This is a genomic window from Rhizobium sp. TAL182, from assembly GCF_002117725.1.
Lineage (GTDB): Bacteria > Pseudomonadota > Alphaproteobacteria > Rhizobiales > Rhizobiaceae > Rhizobium > Rhizobium esperanzae.
Window position 1 is genome coordinate 238,986 of the sequence record NZ_CP021026.1, and the last position, 17,877, is coordinate 256,862.

The window sequence follows — 17,877 nt, forward strand, 5'->3', positions numbered from 1 at the left end:
CGAGCTGGCCGATGTCCGTCAAACGCAAGCGCAATCTTTCCGCGACCATCGCCCTCTTGCCGACATGGTTCGCCGCAGTCGTGGTCTTCATCGGCACGATGGCCTGGTCGATCCGGCTGTCCTTCACCAATTCCACGCTCTTTCCATCTTCAACCTATGTCGGCTTCGCGCAATATTCGAAGCTCTTCGCCTCGGCCAAATGGCTCGCCTCGCTGCAGAACGTCTTGGTCTTCGGCGTCCTCTATGTGTCGGGATGTCTGGTGCTCGGCTTCCTGCTGGCCGCCGCCCTCGATCGCAAGATCCGCTTCGAAAGTGCCTTCAGGACAATCTTTCTCTATCCCTACGCCATGTCCTTCGTGGTGACGGGGCTGATCTGGCAATGGATACTCAATCCGACGCTCGGCATTCAGGCGAGCGTGCGTGCGCTCGGCTGGGACAGCTTCGTCCTCGACTGGGTCGTCAATCGCGACATGGCGATCTACGCGCTGGTGCTTGCCGGCGTGTGGCAGGGCGCGGGGCTCGTTATGGTCATTGCGCTCGCCGGCATACGCGGCATCGAGGCTGAGCAATGGAAGGCGGCGCGCATCGACGGCATTCCCGTCTGGCGCATCTATGTCTCGATCATCCTGCCCCAGCTCGGACCGGCCCTCGCCGCCGCCGGCATGCTGCTCGCCATGGGCGTGATCAAGACTTACGACATCGTCGTCGCCATGACCAACGGTGGCCCCGGCAATGCGACCGAGGTGCCGGCGAAGTTCATCATGGACAATTTGTTCGGGCGCCAGAATCTCGGCCTTGCCACGGCAGGCGCAACGGTGCTCGTCCTCGGCGTCATCATCGCGGTCGCGCCGTTCCGCTATGCGATGCACATGCGCAACCGGGCGAAGGGAGCGGCGTGATGAACCAGCCTCACCCGAACGGGCCGAAGCCGGCGCAGATCACGGCGGGACGTATCGGCCTTTATACCTTCCTGGTCGCCGCCGCCCTTTTCTTCCTTCTGCCGCTCTATACGATGGTCGTCACCTCGCTGAAGGGCATGGACGAAATCCGGCTCGGGCAGATCTTCGCCCTGCCGGCAAAGCTCGATTTCTCCGCCTGGGTGACCGCCTGGTCGGGCGCCTGCATGGGAACCGTCTGTGTCGGCATTCGCAGCGGCTTCTGGAATTCGGTGGCGATCACTGTTCCCGCGGTCGCGATCTCGGTCTTCATCGGCGCCGTCAACGGCTATGCGCTGTCGCTCTGGCGGCCGCGCGGGGCGAATGCGCTCTTTGGCTTGTTAATGGCCGGCGGTCTCATCCCCTACCAGATCTTCCTCTATCCGATGGTTCGCGCCATGGCGAATATCGGCCTCTACAATTCGCTCGCCGGCATCATTCTCGTCCATGTCATCTTCGGCCTGCCGCTGGTGACGCTGCTCTTCCGCAACTATTTCGTCAGCGTGCCGGAGGAGCTCTGCAAGGCGGCGCGCGTCGACGGCGCCGGCTTCTGGCGCATCTTCTTCGAAATCATGCTGCCGATCGCCGTGCCGATGGTCGTCGTCGTCTCCATGCTGCAGTTCACCGGCATCTGGAACGACTTCCTGCTCGGTCTCGTCTTCGCCGGGCGCGACAACCTGCCGATGACCGTGCAGCTTAACAATATCGTCAACACCACGATGGGCGAGCGAACCTACAATGTGAACATGGCGGCGACGATCCTGACCGCCATCGTTCCGCTCGCGATCTATTTCCTGTCCGGCCGCTGGTTCGTGCGCGGCATCGCCGCCGGTGCAGTCAAGGGGTAAGGCTTCGATGCAATCCGCCGTCTCCGTCAAAGACCTGAAGATCGCCTATGGCGACCATACGGTGATCGAAAAGATGTCGATCGATATCGCCCCTCGCGAGTTCCTGGTGCTGCTCGGCCCCTCCGGCTGCGGCAAGTCCACGCTCCTGAACGCTATCGCCGGCCTGCAGGACATTACGGCGGGCGAGGTCTGGATTTCAGGCAAGAACGTCAGCTGGGAAGAGCCGAAGGACCGCGGCATTGGCATGGTCTTCCAATCCTACGCGCTCTATCCGCGCATGTCGGTGCGCAAGAATCTCTCTTTCGGCCTTCGTGTCGCCGGTCTGCCGAAGCCAGAGATCGAGGCGCGCGTCGCCCGGACCGCTGCCCTTCTCCATCTCGACAAATTGCTCGACCGGCGCCCTGCCGAACTATCCGGCGGCCAGCGTCAGCGTGTCGCCATCGGCCGGGCACTGGTGCGCGAAGTGGATGTGTTCCTCTTCGACGAACCGCTTTCGAACCTCGACGCCAAGCTGCGCAACGAATTGCGCGTCGAGATCAAGAAGCTGCATCAGAGCCTCGGTAATACCATGATCTATGTGACCCACGATCAGGTGGAGGCGCTGACGCTTGCCGATCGCATCGCCATCATGCGTGACGGCGTGATCCAGCAGCTCGCCTCGCCGACGGAGATCTACCGCCGCCCGGCCAACCTCTTCGTGGCCGGCTTCATCGGCGCTCCGGCGATGAATTTCATCGAGGGCCGGATCGAGCACGACGGCGAGGCTCCCCTCTTCCGGAACAGCGGGCTGGCCGTCGATCTCTCCGGCTATGCCTTCCGGGCAGCCGTGGCGGAAGGGCCTGTTACGTTAGGCTTTCGCCCTGAGCACCTTGTGCTCGACGGTGTGGCAAGCGGGCTGGCCACCATTCCTGGCCGCGTTTCCGTCGTCGAGCCGATGGGTTCGGATGCCGTCGTCTGGTTCGACTGGGCGGAGCAAAGCCTTTCGCTTCGTTTCATGGGCGACGTCGACCTCAAGCCCGGCGATGCCGTGGCTCCAGGTCTCGATATCACCAAGGCGTCGCTCTTCGCTGCCGATGGGTCGCGGCTTTGACGCGCCATCCCTTTGCTTTCCCGCAATTTCGGATGCGCTTTGCGCTGCTTTGAGGAATTGCCCAGGACAGGATTTGAAAAAGATATGTCTGAGATCGTTTATGATGCGCTGGTGATCGGCTCCGGCGCGGCGGGTTCCTTCGCCGTCAAAGAACTCACGGCTCAGGGGCTGTCGGTGCTGCTGCTCGAGGCCGGCCCCGCCGTCGAGCCGAAGGATTTCGACCCGGCGCGCAAGAAGGCGCCGGCAAGTAGTATCAATATCTGGGAGCGCGCACGTGCCACCCTGAAGGGCCAGCCGATCCAGGCGCGGGCGGCCTTCTTTACCGAACGCTTCAGCCACTTCTTCGTCAACGATCGCAAGAACCCTTATACGACGCCGAAGGGCGAGCCCTTTCTCTGGATCCGCGGCCGCCAGGGCGGCGGTCGCCTGCACAGTTTCGGCCGCGTGCTGCTCCGCTGGACCGACGATGATTTCAAGATCCGATCGCGCAGTGGCAAGGGCGTGGACTGGCCGGTCTCCTATGACGAGCTCACGCCCTTCTATGACGAGGTGGAGGCCTATCTCGGGCTCTACGGCAACAAGGATGATGTGCCGACCTTGCCGGACGGCCTCTATGCGAAGCCGGCCAACCTGACGCCGGCAGAACAGATCTTCAAGCAGGCAGTGGAAAGCCGATGGCCGGAGAGGCGCGTCGTCTCCTGGCGCTATATCGCGCCGGACGCCGAACGCATGCCGCGACCGCTGCGGGAGGCAAAGGCGAGCGGGCGGCTGACGGTCCGCTATGATGCCGTCGTGCGCCGCATCACCACCGACGAAAAAACCGGCCGCGCCACCGGCGCGGAATTCATCGATCGCAACACGGGGGAGGTTTCGACGGCGCATGCCGCGATGGTAGTGCTCTCCGCCTCGCCGATTGAAAGCGTGCGGCTGCTGCTGAACTCGGCATCGGCAAGACATCCTCATGGGCTCGGAAACAGCTCTGGCGCGCTCGGACGCTATTTCATGGATCAGCTTCCATGCCTCGCTTTCGGCTCCTTTTCCAAGGCGAAGGGTTGGGCTGTTGACGATTCCGCTCCCGTCGATCCCTTCTACAATCCGTCCGGTGGGATCTTCATCCCGCGCTTCGGCGAGGGTGACGCCGCCCGAGGCGATTTCGACTATCAGGGCAGCATCGGCAGGGCGCCGGTTTCAGAGGAGGCCGATGCGCGTCTCGCCTTCTTCGGCTTCGGTCGTATGCTGCCCTATGCCGACAACCGCATCACCCTGGATGGCAAGCGAAAGGATGCCTGGAACATTCCGGTGCCGCACATTCGCTGCGTCATGCAGGAGGAGGAGCGGCGGCTGCTCCGCCGGCAGGAGGAGACGTTGATCGCCATGATCCGGGAGGTCGGCGGCGATCTCGAGTTCATCGGCTCGCCCACCGGCCTCAGGGAGATGGGCAGGGGCGCCTTTCCCGACGCCGACGCCTTCAGCCGCTTCATGTTCCGCACATGGTTCCGCAAGACCATGTGCATGGGCGCGGCGATCCATGAAACCGGCGGTGCGCGCATGGGCGAAACTCCGGAAGCTTCCGTGCTCAATTCCTACAACCAGCTCTGGGATGCCGCGAACGTCATTGTTACCGACGCCAGCGCCTTCCCGGGCAGCGGCATCGCCGGCACGACGCTCACCGTCATGGCGCTGACGATCCGCGCCTGCCGCAACCTTGTCGAGCGCTACAGGACGGGACTGCTCTAGACACGCCTCCGCCTCGATGCGACCGGCGTCGAAACGATCTCCGGGATACGGAATGACGAAAGAGGCGAACAAGTGAACGAGCTTGGGGTTATCCAACCGTCACACAAAGTTTGCAGTGACATGCTCCTGTCAAATGAGCAGGAAGGAAAAGCCCATGTCTAAAACACATCAGGACCAGCTCAGCCGGATAAAGGCCGAAATCGCCGACAGCTTCGATGAGGAGCTGGAAATGCAGATGGAGGAAGACCGGCTGGACGATCTGGTCGTCGAAGGAATGACCGAACCGGCGGAGCAGACGCTCGATCGAAGGATCTATTTCCGCGAGCTGTTCCGGCTGCAGCATGAGCTGGTGCGGCTGCAGGATTGGGTCCAGTACAAGCAATTGAAAGTGGTCGTGCTTTTCGAAGGCCGGGATTCGGCCGGCAAGGGCGGCGCGATCAAGCGCGTCACCCAAAGGCTCAACCCGCGCGTCTGCCGAACCGTGGCATTGCCTGCGCCGACCGAGCGGGAGCGCCATCAATGGTATTTCCAGCGTTATATCCCGCATCTTCCCACCGCCGGCGAGATCGTGCTCTTCGACCGCAGCTGGTACAACCGCGCCGGCGTCGAGCGCGTGATGGGGTTCTGCACCCCTGACGAACTCGAGGAGTTCTTCCGCTCGGTGCCCGAATTCGAACGGATGCTCGTCCGTTCCGGCATCGTACTGATCAAATACTGGTTCTCGATCACCGACGAGGAACAGGAATTCCGCTTCAAGATGCGCATCCACGATCCGCTGAAGCAGTGGAAGCTTTCGCCGATGGACATGGAAAGCCGCATCCACTGGGAGGAATATACCAAGGCCAAGGAAGAAATGCTGGCGCGCACACACACCAAGGAGGCGCCGTGGTGGGTGGTGCAGGCCGTCGACAAGAAGCGGGCGCGGCTGAACTGCATCGCCCATCTTCTCGACCAGATTCCCTATGAGGATGTCCCGAAGCCTGAGATTCAGCTGCCGGATCGTATCCGCCATGCCGACTACATCAGGGCGCCGGTTCCGCCTGAAATGCACGTACCGGAGCGCTATTGAAAGCATAGCCGCAACAAGTCGGCTGCCGAAGCGTTGAAACCGAGACCGCATGGTCACTGGACCGTGCGGTCAATGCGTGTTTCCCAACGGCTGCATCGTGAAGTATAAAGACTGGGCGTCCCATCGGCCGATAATACGGAGATGACAGGAGGTTGGTCATGACGGGTTTTTGGAGATTAATCGTTCAGGAGATTGTGCTCTCGGCGATTCTGGCGGCCGGCGCTGTCCTCGGCCTTCCCAAGCTTACCGATCCGAACACCAGTGCCAATTATCCGTTGGCAATCGTGGTTTTTCTGGCGATGTCAGGAGCCTTGGTGGCTTATGAGCTTCTGACACGGAAACCTTCCTGATGCTCTCGTTTACCGGCCCGTTGGCGCAGCCAACAAGGTGCGGCCGACCGACAGATTGCGCTACCACGTCCGGCAAGATCGCCACGCCGCGCGAGAACACGGCGTAACGATCGCCCCACCGGCAGGCGTCAGGCCGCGATGTCAGCCATATGGTTCAGTTCCTCGACGGCATCATCCGGCAGCGCCAATCCGGCGGCGGCGAGATTCTCCCTGAGATGGCCGAGCGAGGCCGTGCCTGGGATCAACAGGATATTGGGTGCGCGGCGCAACAGCCAGGCGAGCGCCACCTGCATCGGCGTGGCACTCAGGCGTGCGGCGACATTGGAGAGCGTGGACGATTGTAGCGGCGTAAATCCGCCGAGCGGAAAGAACGGTACATAGGCGGTGCCGTAACGGGCGAGATCGTCGATCAACCGGTCGTCGTTCCGATGCGCCAGATTGTACTGGTTTTGCACACAGACGATCTCGGTGATCCCGCGGCCTTCGGCGACCTGGCGCGAGGTGGCGTTGCTCAAGCCGAGGTGGCGGACGAGACCCCGGCGCTGGAGATCGGCAAGCACCGTCAGGGGTGCTTCTATAGAGCCTTCGGCCGGGCCATGCACGTCGAACATAATCCTGAGGTTGACGACGTCAAGCACGTCAAGGCCGAGATTACGGAGGTTGTCTTGTACGGCCTCGGTCAGCTCATCGCGCGAGAAAGCCGGAATCCAGGACCCGTCCGTGCCGCGCCTTGCGCCGACCTTGGTGACGATGACGAGATCATCGCGATAGGGGTGGAGGGCTTCGCGGATGATCTGGTTGGTGATGTGCGGACCGTAGAAATCGCTGGTGTCGATGTGATTGACACCGCTTGCGACCGCCTCGCGCAGCACCGCAAGCGCGGCGTCATGATCCCTGGGCGGGCCGAACACGCCGGGCCCGGCGAGCTGCATGGCCCCATAGCCAAGTCGCCTCACCTTGTGGTCGCCGAGATTGAATGTGCCAGACTGATCTATGATGGACATGATTTCACTCCTTTCAAGAGATGAGGTCGAGCTTACGCCGTAGCGGCGCGTATGATAATTGGGTACAATGTGCACAGGCTGTGCGGAGTGGCGAACAGTGAAAGCAGACCTGAGTGATCTCAACGCCTTCGTCGCAGTGGCGCGGGCGGGTGGTTTTCGCGAGGCAGCGCGTGCCAGTGGCAGCAGCGCCTCCTTCTTGAGCGAAGCGGTGCGTCGCCTGGAGGCCGATCTCGACGTCAGGCTCTTCAATCGCACGACGCGTAGCGTCGTTACGACCGAAGCGGGCAAGGGACTGCTAGAGCGGCTCGGCCCTGCTTTGACGGAGGTGGAGGCCGCGCTCGACGTGGTCAACCGTTTTCGCGACAGGCCGGCTGGTTCGCTGCGGCTCAATGTTCCGGTCAGCGCTGCGAGGCTGGTGCTGCCCGCTATCGTCCCGCCATTCCTCGCCGCCTATCCCGACATTCGCGTGGAGATCGTCGCCGAGGAGAGCTTTGTCGATGTGCTCGCTGCCGGGTGTGATGCCGGCATCCGTTATGACGAGCGGCTGGAGCAGGATATGATCGCGATTCCGATCGGTCCGCGCCACCAGCGCTTTGCCACTGCAGCATCGCCTGCTTATTTTGACCGCCACGGGCGGCCGCAACATCCGAGTGAACTCCTCGATCATGCCTGCTTGTTGGGCCGTTTTGCCAGCGGTGCGCTGACGACCCCATGGGAATATGAGCGGGGCGGCGAGGTGGTGCGGATCGAACCGGCCGGCCCATTGATCGTCAGGGTCGGCGGGGCGACCGATCTTTCCGTCGACGCGGCGATAGCGGGCACAGGAATCGTCTGCATTTTCGAAGATTGGCTGCGCCCGCATTTCGACAGCGGCGCACTTGAGCCTATCCTCGAGCCGTGGTGGCAACGCTTTTCCGGGCCGTTCCTCTATTATCCCGGCCGGCGTCTGGTGCCTGCGCCGCTCAGAGCATTCATCGATTTCGTCAAGGCGTCGGCCAACCGGGCTTGACGTCGGTTGGCGAGCGGCATGCCTTCGGACTCCGCGCCTGTGTCTCAGAGCGTGACCTCGGCATTGTCGCCCATATGCGGTTTGCTGTTTGTGACCGCTGCGGCCGCCATTTTGATATAGCTGATGATGATGCCGGGGCTGTCCCAATATTCGGCCGAAGACGGGGTGACCTTGAGGATGCGGATGGAGGGATCGTCGGGATTGTCCCACCAGGCCTTTGCCGGAGTGGCCCACAATTCACGGATCTTCTCGCGATCGTTCTGCACCTCGGCCATCCCCGATACGGAAAGATATTTCTGTGCCTTGGTGTCGGCAAAGGCCAGGCAGACGTTCGGCCAACGGGCGACCTCGTCGTCCTTGTGGCTAGCGAGATCAGTTAGAAAATAGACCGCGTTTTCAAGTTGCGCGCTATAGGCGGACATCGGCCGGGCGCGCAGATTGTCGCCGTTGCGGGTCGTCAACATGCAGAACCCTATTCTGTCGATCAACTCCCATACCCGTGTCGCGTCATCCTGGTCGGCCATCGTCATCTCCATTCGTGTGAAGACGGAGTAACCATCTGCTGGAGCCGATGTTCCCGCGGTCTATTCGGCTAATTCCCGGAAGGTGATTGAATAACGCAGTTGATCGACAGGCGGGATGGAATGCTCCCAGAGCGTTCTTGAGGCGCCGGCCAACAAATAGACGGAGCCGGGTTCAAGCACGAGCGATTGCCGCTGCCACCTATTGCCGTTCCGGCGCCTCAGCCTGAAGGTGCAGGACGAAAGCAGAGAGATGCCGACGACCCGTCCGAACACGGATTTATCCTTGTGCCAGCCGATCGGCGCGCCGGGTGCGTATTCCGTCACGAGAGCATGTTCCAGCGCCTCCGGCACAATATTCGCGAAGTGTGCGGCGACCTCGCGAATGGGGAGCAGCCATGACGGTATTTCCTCTGTTTTTCTCATGCGCTGGCTCTGGAAGTCGTATCTCCAGCCGAAGGAGACGGTTCTGCGTTTGCCTTCGAACCCATGGAAGTCGAAGGCTTTGAACGGCAGGACAGGTATTGCTTCGAGAATCGAGCGCTGCAGATCGGCAGGCACAATATCCCGCGAATATTGGAAACCCTCGGGAAAGCCGTCGTCAGCCCCGCCAAAGAGATCCTTCTGTGCCATCATGGCCACCACTCGTTCCTCAATGCACGCTCCGGGTTTCCATGACCATCGCGAAATCTTCTGCGACCAATTCGCTGACTGCTATGAGGATTTCCTCTCGTGAAAAGCCCGATGTCAGTGCGCGCTGGATCAGCTCCTGCAAATCCGGCTCCACGACATCGCGGCAATCCTCGAGGCGTTCCTCCGAAATGGTGAGGCTATTCAATTCGTCCATTGTCTATCCTTTCGGGAAATGTAACCGCTGAGACCGGGGCAGGATTCTAACGTGCGGCCGTCCGCTTGCGCCCGACCAGCAGCCCTTCGCGCTGCATCTTCTTGCGTGCAGCCTTTCGCTGCCGGCTGATCGCCTGCGCCTTTTCCCGGACGCGGCGTTCGGACGGTTTCTCATAGGCGCGCCGTTCCTTCATTTCGCGGAACAGCCCTTCGCGCTGCATTTTCTTCTTCAAGGCCCTGAGGGCCTGATCGACATTGTTGTCTCTGACGAGTACCTGCATGTCGAATTCTCCTTGTTGAATGATGTGTCGATCGTCTTTCAGCCAAACTGCGCGGCGATCGGCGTCTGTATTCGCGCGGCTAAAGAGGTTGAAATGCCTTTGAGGCTCCGGCAAGTTCGGGAACATGTCGTCCTTTTGCGCTTGCCGGCCTACGACCGCAATCGCAGTCGCTGTGTTTCGTCGCTCAAAAAGAAATCCTCTGCCGGCCGCGGCCGGATTCATCGTTTGTTGCTGGGATTGCCCATAGCGGGCGGATGACGCCCACCGCCGATCCTTTACGTTCTTTGACGAGTCGGCACTGCTTGAGTGACCGATGGGATCGGGTTCGGCTCTAAAAATAGGTGGCGGCGATGGGGATTGCAATGGTGTGCGGGCACCATAAAGCAGCACCAGAAAAACGCCGCCGTAACCCAGTCGCCACAGAAGTTCCTTCAAGTTTACCGCGTGTAAATTGTTCTAAATTGCTTCAAATTTGATTGAAGCGGCGTACGTAATGGTCGTTTTGTGAAGCGGTGACACACGTTATAAGTGAATCTTAACCTTTCGTTAAATAACCCGTTGACTTGAAGTATTAATAAGTTGTTAAAGAAGCCGCTCTCGAAGGTCAAATTGGCCCGTTAATATACAATTTTAGGAGAAACTAATGGCTTCCCCAATTCACGCAACTGATGATAGTGCAACATTTCAAGAAACTGACGTAATTTCCGGAAATCTGCTTTCCAACGATTCGTCCGACAACGGTCACCTGTTCCTGCGCGCCTTTGACGGTGCCAGCGTTGGTGCTAAGAGCGGCATGAGCCAGGTCACCGAAATTCAGGGTGAGTACGGCACGTTCTTCGTCAAGCCGGACGGCAGCTATACCTATGTTCTGAGCGATGCTGCCAAGATTGGCTTCACCAACGGCGAACTGCTCCAGGAGAAGGTATCGTACAAGATCTCCGACGGCAGCGGTCACACCGATGTTGGCCTTTTCACGCTGAACATACAGGGCGTTACCCAAAAGCCGATCGCGGTCGACGATACCTACAGCTTCACCGAAGGCAGCCCCATTGCCGGCAACGTTCTCGACAACGACATTGCCGGCGACAACGGCAAGCTGTTTCTCCGTCAGTTTCTGAGCACGAAGGTGGACTCCAAGGCTGATGCCGTAACCGATGTTCAGGGCACCTACGGCATGTTCCACGTCAAGGCCGACGGCTCGTTCACCTATGATCTGACGAGCGATCTGAACGATGGTCAGACCTACACGGAAGTTCTTCGCTACTACAAGATCTCCGACGGCGAAGGCCACACGGACACTGCCCTGGTGACGCTCAACATCACCGGCACGGACGCTCATCCCGACAGCGTCGGTGTTTGATCCGCAGCAATAGATCAGTGAGACAAGACGCCCGCCGCGCAATCGGCGGGCTTTTCTGTATATGTGCCGCCCTTGGAGCAAGGGTTGGTAGACATAACCCTTTTTAGCTAGTTCTTATAAAAGAGAGGCGGGCGTAGTCTCGATGTTCGGAGGACACGCCCTTGACCGAACACATCGAACCCAAGCAAATCGAAACAGACGATCTGACGAAAGTCTGGTCCGTAACCGAGTTTTGCGCTCGCCATCGGATAGATGTCGAGGAGCAAGCGTTGTTGCTCAAACTCTTCGGACCATTCGCGACAGCCTGCGAGTTGCTCCATAATGCCAGGCGTGCGCCTCGATACCGATGAGGTCCTCGCTCGCCGACCGGCGATATTCCCCGCTTCCTTAGTTCATTTCGACTTGCCATCCCCGTGAACCGGCAGAAGCATCACCTGATCGGGTGACGTTCGTTGTCGCGCTCCGGAGGGATCGGGGAATTCCCGCAGTCACGGCCGCTGCGAGCTGGAGCGACCCTCCATGACTTCCCGATCGGACAATCTCCTGAATTGCTCCTCGCTCTCTGCACAAAATCTGCAATCCGGCGGGGCATCTTCCCGTCATGAGCAAAAACGACACCCCGCCGCGCCTCACATCGCCAACCTTGCCGGATCGCCTGCGCAAGGACGGGTGGTGGCTGACCGAGGTTCCTATCGAGGCAAGGTTGGGAAATACGCTCATCATGATTGAAAATCGGCATCCGCAAGGGGAGCAGCAATGGACACAGCCGACATCCTGACACAACCGATGCCCATCAGGCGCGGCAGCGGCCGGGTCGCCGCGCTGCTTGCGCTGGTGGCGCTTGCCGACTTTCTGATCTTTGGTTACGCGCCCGGGATCAATCTTTTTCTCTTTGCTGTTGCGGTCTGCATCGGCATTCTGTTCTCGGCGCGCAAGCCGCCATCGCCTTCGACAGCGGCTCTTCTCGTGGGCTTTCTGGTCCTGGCTTCGGCGCCCCTGCTGGAAGCGCCCTCACTCACGGGCCTTGCCTTTTGCGTCGGTGGGCTGATATCGGTCGCTCTCGTCAGCGCCGACCTGATGCCTCGTCGGCTAGCAGCCCTGCCCCCGGTATTTCTTCGGTTCGCGTTCGTCATTCCTTTGCGACTTGTCGAGAGCATCAATAAATATCTTGCGACGCCGGGCAGATGCCTCTCCCTTGTCAGCGTTCGACGGGGCATCGGTCTTTGGATCATGCCTGTTGTTCTCGCAGCGGTTTTCGTGTCTCTCTTTGCGGCTGCGGACCCGCTTATCGAGATTGCGCTGCGGAGCATCGATTTCGGCGTTCTGCTGCAGTTCCTCGATCCTTGGCGGATCGGCTTCTGGCTGATGACCGCCATCGTGGTTTGGGCGATGCTGCGGCCGCGCTTGAAGCGGCGTGCTGCGCGGTCGCAGGCCGGCAGGACGTTCATGATCGTGCCCGCCAGGAATGCACCGCTCGGCCACGCCTCGCTGCTGCGGTCGCTCGCCTTGTTCAATGCCGTCTTTGCGGTGCAGACGCTCCTCGATCTCGTCTATCTCTGGGGTGGCGCGGATCTGCCGGATCACATGAGTCATGCTGAATATGCACATCGCGGCGCCTATCCCCTGATTGCGACGGCGCTTCTGGCCGCCGGCTTTGTCCTCGTTGCCATGCGGCGCGGCGGGCCCGGCGATTATAGTCCGCTCATCCGCGGCCTTGTCCACGCCTGGATTGCCCAGAATGTCCTTCTCTGCCTGTCGTCGATGCTGCGCCTTGGACTTTATGTCGAAGCTTATTCGCTGACCGAACTGCGTGTCGCCGCCGGTCTCTGGATGGGGCTCGTCGCCATCGGTCTGGTGCTCATCCTGCTGCGCATTCTGCTCAACCGATCCAACCAGTGGCTGATCGCCGCCAACCTCGCCTCCCTCGTGACGGTTCTCTACATCAGTGCCTTCATCGATTTCCCGGCATTCATCGCCCGCTTCAATGTCATCCATAGCCAGGAAATCAACCAGGAAGGCCTGCCGCTCGACCTTGCCTATCTCTCCTCGCTCGGCCCTTCCGTCATTCCGGCGCTCGATCTTTACCTCAGCATGCTGCCGGACCACCTGGTCAACAAGAGGAACGAAGCGCTATCAATCCGATACGACCTCGTCAGGGATTTTGAACAGCACCCGCGCGGCTGGCGAAGCTGGACTTTCCGGACAGCGCGGCTGGAGACCCATCTTCTGGCTCCTGCGACCATTGCAAGATCGAACGAGAACGATAACAACAGGCACGACAAACCAACGCAGGACTAGTAATGGCGCCCCGTATTCTCGTCGTCGACGACGAACCTCACATCCGCGATGTGATCTGTTTCGCCCTTGAACGCGCGGACTTGGCGTCGATGGCGGCCCGCAACGGTGCGGAGGCGATAGGGGCGTTCCGCCGCGGCAATATCGATCTGATCATTCTCGATGTCGGCATGCCCGGTATGGACGGTCTGGAAGTCTGCCGTCAGATCCGCACGACGTCAGGATTGCCGATCCTGTTTCTGTCGGCGCGCGACGAGGAGATTGACAGGATATTGGGGCTCGAAATCGGCGGGGACGACTATGTAACGAAGCCCTTCAGCCCGCGTGAACTCGTGGCGCGGGTGAAGGCGATCCTGAAGCGCAGTGGCAATGAAGCGGGGCCTGACAGGCGCCACGCCACGCTCGTCGCCGGCGAGCTCAGCCTGGATCGCGCCGGCAGGACCGTTATGTTCGACAAGAGCGCTGTTGCGATGACGGCGCTCGAATTCGCCATCCTGGACGCATTGCTGTCACGGCCCGGTATGGTCTTCAGCCGCGAGCAATTGATGGAGGCGGCCTACGGGGCCGGCACCTATGTCGCCGATCGCACGATCGACAGCCATATTCGCAATATCAGGGCCAAATTGGCCGCCGCCGGCGGCTCCGGGGTCATCGCAACCGTTCACGGCATCGGCTTCAAGCTCGGCGGTGAAATCGGGAGGAAGGCGTGATGCCGGCGCCGAAAGTCCGGGTGAAATGGCGGCCGCCGCTGGCGCTGATCGTCTACGCGGTGCTTCTCACGGTGATGGCGCTGCCTGTCCTGATCGTCATCTGGTTTCGCGCCACGGAGGCGAGCGCGAACCGGATGGAGCCGGTGGAAATCATCGCCCTCGTCGTCGTCCTCGTGTTGACGCTCGCCGTCGCCTACGTGCTGACGCGCACCATCATCGGTCCCATCGACGCCCTGATCGCCCGGACGGATGAGATCGCCCGCGGCGGCAAGGCAGCGATCCGTCCGCTTGAAAGCTATGGGACGCGGGAGATCGCCGTGTTGTCGCAGAGTTTCCTCGATCTCGCGGGAAAACTGGTCGACCGCACCGAATATGTCCGCTCCTTTGCCGCCCATGTGTCCCACGAATTGAAATCGCCCCTGACGGCCATTCGGGGCGCGGCGGAGCTTCTGCGTGATGATGATGCCGACAGAGCGATGACGAAGGCGCAACGCCTGCACTTTCTGGACAACATCGCCGCCGACGCTGTCCGTCTCGACGCGCTGCTGCAGCGGCTGAGGGAACTTGCGCAGGCGGAAATGCCGATGACCGGGGGCGGAAGCAGCATTGCAAGCGTCATGGCCCTACTGCGCCAGCGATTTCCCGCTCTTGATATCTCAGGGACAGGCGATACGGAGATATTGATTGCGCTTCCCGACGAGGCTGCCATCATCGTTTTCGCCAACCTTGCCGACAACGCCCTTCAGCACGGCGCCACGCTGCTTGAATTCAGGGTGTCGGCCGACGCCCGAACAGCACTCATTCTCGTCCGTGACGATGGCAGCGGTATTTCCGAGGCAAACCGCGACCGCATCTTCCAGCCGTTCTTCTCGACCCGCCGCGAAGAGGGCGGCACCGGCATGGGGCTCGGCATCGTCCATGCCATGCTCAGCTCCCACGGCGGCACGATCCACCTTCGGCAGACGACCGGCGCCGGCGCCGAATTCGAGATTGCGATGCCCTTGCTTTCCCAGCGCGGCTGAGGAGACCGCGCCGTCAGCTTTTCAGATAGCTGACGACGGCATCGGCGATCATTCCGCGATGGCGTTCGATGGTGTCGCTGTCCGATAGGTTGCGCCGGAAGATCGTGCCGAACGTATAGCGGTTCGAGACGCGGAAGAAGCAGAAGGCGCTGATCATCATATGGATGTCGATCGGGTCGGCGTTCCGCCGGAAGACGCCCTGGTCGAAGCCGCGCTGCAAAATGCCGGCGATGGTTTCGATGACCGAGACGTTGAGATCGCGGATCGCCTCGGAGCGAAGCATATGGGCGGCATGATGGATGTTCTCGATGCTGACGAGACGGACGAAATCAGGATTGGCCTCGTCGTGATCGAAAGTCGTTGAGATCAGCGTCCTCAACGCCTCTTCCGGCTCGAGATTGGACAGATGCAGATCGGATTCCAGCGAGCGTATCTTGCGGTAGGACTGCTCGAGGACGGCAAGATAGAGCCCTTCCTTGCTGCCGAAATAGTAATAGATCATCCGCTTCGAGGTGCGCGTCTTCTCGGCGATCGCGTCGACGCGGGCGCCGGCAAGCCCATGGGTGGAGAATTCCTCCGTTGCGACGACGAGGATATCTTCCTTCGTCTGCTGTGGATCGTTCTTCCGGCCGTTTTCGCCCCGTTCCGCCATGAGCCTGATTGCTGATCCTCTAACTTATTGTAGCGCATAAGGAATTCAGACCGTGGCCGGCGTTCGACGCGAACGTCTCCATCTGTCTTTTCGTCAGTCTTATTCACCTTGGCCGTATGTTTCAATAGATGACGCTTGACATACGAACTAGTTAGTACATTTTGAAAGTGCGACAGTGGAGGAATTGATCGCGACGGCAATTCTTCGGTCACGGCACGCTTTCGCATGTCTGACGGATGGTCGGCGGACGGCCTAAACAAGGCCGCGCTTGGAGGAGCGAATGAACCGTATTATCGACTTTTATTTCTTCGCGCTGAAAGCAACGATCGCTCTGTTACTGGCGGGCATGGTCGTCCTCGTCTTCGGGAACGTCGTGTTGCGTTATGCCTTCAACCAAGGCATCACCTCGTCGGAAGAGCTGTCGCGTATCTTCTTCATATGGCTGACTTTCCTCGGCGCGGTGGTGGCAATGCGCGAGCATGCCCATCTCGGCGTCGACTCCCTCATCGTCCGCCTCCCGAAACCCCTCGCGAAGCTCGCCGTGCTCCTCGGCTATGGAATGATGCTGGTCGCCACCTGGCTGATGATCAGCGGCAGCTGGGCCCAAACGCTGATCAACCTTCACGTCTCGGCCCCGGCGACCGGCATTTCGATGGGCGTCTTCTACGGCGCGGGGCTCGCCTTTGGCGTGCCGGCCTTCTTCATCCTTCTCTGGGACGCTTTTGCCATCGTGACCGACCGCATCGACGTGACGACCGCCGAGCTTGTGCGCGACAGCGAGGAACAGGCGGCACTCGAAGATCCCGCGCAGACGGCCTTCCCCGTTCTCAAGCCGAAGCACTGAGGAGCGCGTCATGACTGTCACGATCTTCCTCGGCGCCCTTCTCGGTCCGATGGCGCTCGGCGTTCCGATCGCCTTTGCCCTCATCATTACAGGCGTGGCGCTGATGATGTATCTCGGCATGTTCGATGCGCAGATCGTCGCGCAGAACGTGCTGAACGGCGCCGACAGCTTTCCGCTGATGGCCGTGCCTTTCTTCCTTCTCGCCGGCGAGGTGATGAACACAGGCGGCCTTTCGCGCCGCATCGTCAATCTCGCCACGGCCATGGTCGGCCATATCAGAGGCGGCCTCGGCTTCGTCGCCATCTTCGCGGCTTGTGTGCTGTCGAGTCTTTCCGGATCGGCCGTCGCCGATGCGGCCGCGCTTGGCGCCCTGCTCTTCCCGATGATGCTGAAATCGGGCCATGATCCGGCTCGCGCCGGCGGCCTGCTCGCTTCCGCCTCGATCATCGGCCCGATCATCCCGCCCTCGATCGGCTTCATCCTTTATGGCGTCATCGGCGGGGTCTCGATCACCAAGCTGTTCCTGGCCGGCATTTTTCCAGGCCTGATGATCGGCGCGGCCCTTTGTGTCACCTGGCTGATCGTGGCGCGCAAGGAGCAGTTCGCCCTTCCGCCGAAGCAAAGCAGCGCGGTGCGGATGAAGGCATTCGCCGAGAGCATCTGGGCGCTGATGCTTCCCCTGATCATCATCTTCGGCCTGAAATTCGGCGTGTTCACGCCGACTGAAGCCGGTGTCGTCGCGGCTGTCTATTCGCTCTTCGTATCGATGGTCGTCTATCGGGAACTGCCGCCGTCGCGGCTGTTCGAGGTCTTCGTCGCGGCCGCGAAAATCACCTCAGTGGTGATGTTCCTGGTGGCCTGCGCCGCCGTTTCGGCCTGGCTGATCACCGTCGCCGACGTGCCCGGCGAACTCGCCGCTCTCGTCGAACCGCTGATGGACAACCAGACACTGCTGCTGCTTGCCATCATGGTGCTGATCGTCGTCGTCGGTACCGCCATGGACATGACGCCGACGATCCTCGTCATGACGCCGGTGTTGATGCCCATCATCAAGCAGGCGGGGATCGATCCGGTCTATTTCGGCGTGCTGTTCATCATCAATAATTCGATCGGGCTGATCACGCCGCCCGTTGGTACGGTTCTCAACGTCATCTGCGGCGTGTCGAAGCTTTCGATGGAGGATCTGATGAAGGGCGTCATTCCCTTCATGATCGCCGAACTGCTCGTTCTCTTTCTGCTCGTCCTTTTTCCCACACTGGTGACCGCGCCGGTCGCCTGGTTCGGGCACTGACTTCGCCTGCGGC

The 17,877-nt window shown here is 60.6% G+C and carries 21 protein-coding genes; 15 read left to right on the top strand and 6 right to left on the bottom strand.

Annotated features, from left to right (window positions below; all coding sequences use genetic code 11):
- Window positions 1-11: 11 nt before the first annotated feature.
- The 6 genes from Tal182_RS24145 (at window position 12) to Tal182_RS24170 (ending at window position 6,029) form a co-directional block, all read left to right on the top strand.
- Complete coding sequence (locus tag Tal182_RS24145) at window positions 12-899, top strand: sugar ABC transporter permease (protein WP_085861304.1); 888 nt, start codon at window positions 12-14, stop codon at window positions 897-899.
- Window positions 899-1,783 (top strand): carbohydrate ABC transporter permease, encoded by an 885-nt coding sequence (locus tag Tal182_RS24150; RefSeq protein ID WP_085861305.1) that lies wholly within the window; start codon window positions 899-901, stop codon window positions 1,781-1,783. The genes Tal182_RS24145 and Tal182_RS24150 overlap by 1 nt, the downstream gene beginning before the upstream one ends.
- A 7-nt stretch (window positions 1,784-1,790) precedes the next feature.
- On the top strand, window positions 1,791-2,873 hold the full coding sequence (locus Tal182_RS24155) for an ABC transporter ATP-binding protein (RefSeq protein WP_085861306.1): 1,083 nt from the start codon (window positions 1,791-1,793) through the stop codon (window positions 2,871-2,873).
- An 84-nt stretch (window positions 2,874-2,957) separates the two neighbouring features.
- The gene (locus Tal182_RS24160) at window positions 2,958-4,610 is read left to right on the top strand and encodes a GMC family oxidoreductase (protein WP_085861307.1); all 1,653 of its coding nucleotides are present in this window, start codon (window positions 2,958-2,960) and stop codon (window positions 4,608-4,610) included.
- A gap of 154 nt (window positions 4,611-4,764) precedes the next feature.
- Complete coding sequence (ppk2, locus tag Tal182_RS24165; RefSeq protein ID WP_085861308.1) at window positions 4,765-5,679, top strand: polyphosphate kinase 2; 915 nt, start codon at window positions 4,765-4,767, stop codon at window positions 5,677-5,679.
- A 158-nt stretch (window positions 5,680-5,837) separates the two neighbouring features.
- On the top strand, window positions 5,838-6,029 hold the full coding sequence (locus tag Tal182_RS24170) for a hypothetical protein (RefSeq protein WP_020922900.1): 192 nt from the start codon (window positions 5,838-5,840) through the stop codon (window positions 6,027-6,029).
- 128 nt (window positions 6,030-6,157) lie between these two features.
- On the opposite strand, the gene Tal182_RS24175 is transcribed toward Tal182_RS24170, so the two are convergent.
- Window positions 6,158-7,033 (bottom strand): aldo/keto reductase family oxidoreductase, encoded by an 876-nt coding sequence (locus Tal182_RS24175; RefSeq protein WP_085861309.1) that lies wholly within the window; start codon window positions 7,031-7,033, stop codon window positions 6,158-6,160.
- 97 nt (window positions 7,034-7,130) lie between these two features.
- Between Tal182_RS24175 and Tal182_RS24180 the strand changes: the two genes are divergently transcribed.
- Window positions 7,131-8,042: a LysR family transcriptional regulator gene (locus Tal182_RS24180; protein ID WP_085861310.1), complete on the top strand. Its 912-nt coding sequence runs from the start codon at window positions 7,131-7,133 to the stop codon at window positions 8,040-8,042.
- A gap of 44 nt (window positions 8,043-8,086) precedes the next feature.
- Here Tal182_RS24180 and Tal182_RS24185 read toward each other — a convergent pair whose 3' ends face one another.
- The 4 genes from Tal182_RS24185 to rpsU are packed head-to-tail and all read right to left on the bottom strand — an operon-like array spanning window position 8,087 to window position 9,690.
- Window positions 8,087-8,566, bottom strand: coding sequence for a pyridoxamine 5'-phosphate oxidase family protein (locus tag Tal182_RS24185; protein ID WP_064811920.1), 480 nt, complete (start codon window positions 8,564-8,566; stop codon window positions 8,087-8,089).
- A 60-nt stretch (window positions 8,567-8,626) separates the two neighbouring features.
- Complete coding sequence (locus Tal182_RS24190) at window positions 8,627-9,196, bottom strand: alpha-ketoglutarate-dependent dioxygenase AlkB (protein ID WP_085861344.1); 570 nt, start codon at window positions 9,194-9,196, stop codon at window positions 8,627-8,629.
- A gap of 19 nt (window positions 9,197-9,215) precedes the next feature.
- Window positions 9,216-9,410, bottom strand: coding sequence for a hypothetical protein (locus Tal182_RS24195; protein ID WP_085861311.1), 195 nt, complete (start codon window positions 9,408-9,410; stop codon window positions 9,216-9,218).
- Between the two features lie 46 nt (window positions 9,411-9,456).
- Entirely contained in the window at window positions 9,457-9,690 is a 234-nt protein-coding gene (gene rpsU, locus Tal182_RS24200) for a 30S ribosomal protein S21 (RefSeq protein WP_011427834.1), read from the bottom strand.
- Between the two features lie 643 nt (window positions 9,691-10,333).
- Between rpsU and Tal182_RS24205 the strand changes: the two genes are divergently transcribed.
- From Tal182_RS24205 to Tal182_RS24225, 6 genes are all read left to right on the top strand, one after another.
- Window positions 10,334-11,050, top strand: a complete 717-nt coding sequence (locus tag Tal182_RS24205) for an Ig-like domain-containing protein (protein WP_064807121.1) — start codon at window positions 10,334-10,336, stop codon at window positions 11,048-11,050.
- A gap of 161 nt (window positions 11,051-11,211) precedes the next feature.
- The gene (locus Tal182_RS24210) at window positions 11,212-11,400 is read left to right on the top strand and encodes a hypothetical protein (protein WP_020922905.1); all 189 of its coding nucleotides are present in this window, start codon (window positions 11,212-11,214) and stop codon (window positions 11,398-11,400) included.
- A gap of 251 nt (window positions 11,401-11,651) precedes the next feature.
- Window positions 11,652-11,828, top strand: a complete 177-nt coding sequence (locus tag Tal182_RS32400; protein ID WP_164517820.1) for a hypothetical protein — start codon at window positions 11,652-11,654, stop codon at window positions 11,826-11,828.
- Complete coding sequence (locus tag Tal182_RS24215; RefSeq protein ID WP_085861312.1) at window positions 11,807-13,348, top strand: DUF4173 domain-containing protein; 1,542 nt, start codon at window positions 11,807-11,809, stop codon at window positions 13,346-13,348. Before Tal182_RS32400 ends, Tal182_RS24215 begins: the two co-directional genes overlap by 22 nt.
- A gap of 2 nt (window positions 13,349-13,350) precedes the next feature.
- A complete protein-coding gene (locus Tal182_RS24220; protein ID WP_085861313.1) occupies window positions 13,351-14,055 on the top strand; it encodes a response regulator transcription factor in 705 nt (234 codons plus the stop codon).
- Window positions 14,055-15,077 (top strand): HAMP domain-containing sensor histidine kinase, encoded by a 1,023-nt coding sequence (locus tag Tal182_RS24225; RefSeq protein WP_085861314.1) that lies wholly within the window; start codon window positions 14,055-14,057, stop codon window positions 15,075-15,077. Before Tal182_RS24220 ends, Tal182_RS24225 begins: the two co-directional genes overlap by 1 nt.
- A gap of 13 nt (window positions 15,078-15,090) precedes the next feature.
- Here Tal182_RS24225 and Tal182_RS24230 read toward each other — a convergent pair whose 3' ends face one another.
- Complete coding sequence (locus Tal182_RS24230) at window positions 15,091-15,729, bottom strand: TetR/AcrR family transcriptional regulator (RefSeq protein WP_085861315.1); 639 nt, start codon at window positions 15,727-15,729, stop codon at window positions 15,091-15,093.
- A gap of 280 nt (window positions 15,730-16,009) precedes the next feature.
- Here Tal182_RS24230 and Tal182_RS24235 point away from each other — a divergent pair, with 280 nt between their 5' ends.
- The gene (locus Tal182_RS24235) at window positions 16,010-16,573 is read left to right on the top strand and encodes a TRAP transporter small permease (RefSeq protein WP_085861316.1); all 564 of its coding nucleotides are present in this window, start codon (window positions 16,010-16,012) and stop codon (window positions 16,571-16,573) included.
- 10 nt (window positions 16,574-16,583) lie between these two features.
- A complete protein-coding gene (locus tag Tal182_RS24240; protein WP_085861317.1) occupies window positions 16,584-17,864 on the top strand; it encodes a TRAP transporter large permease subunit in 1,281 nt (426 codons plus the stop codon).
- Window positions 17,865-17,877: the final 13 nt, after the last annotated feature.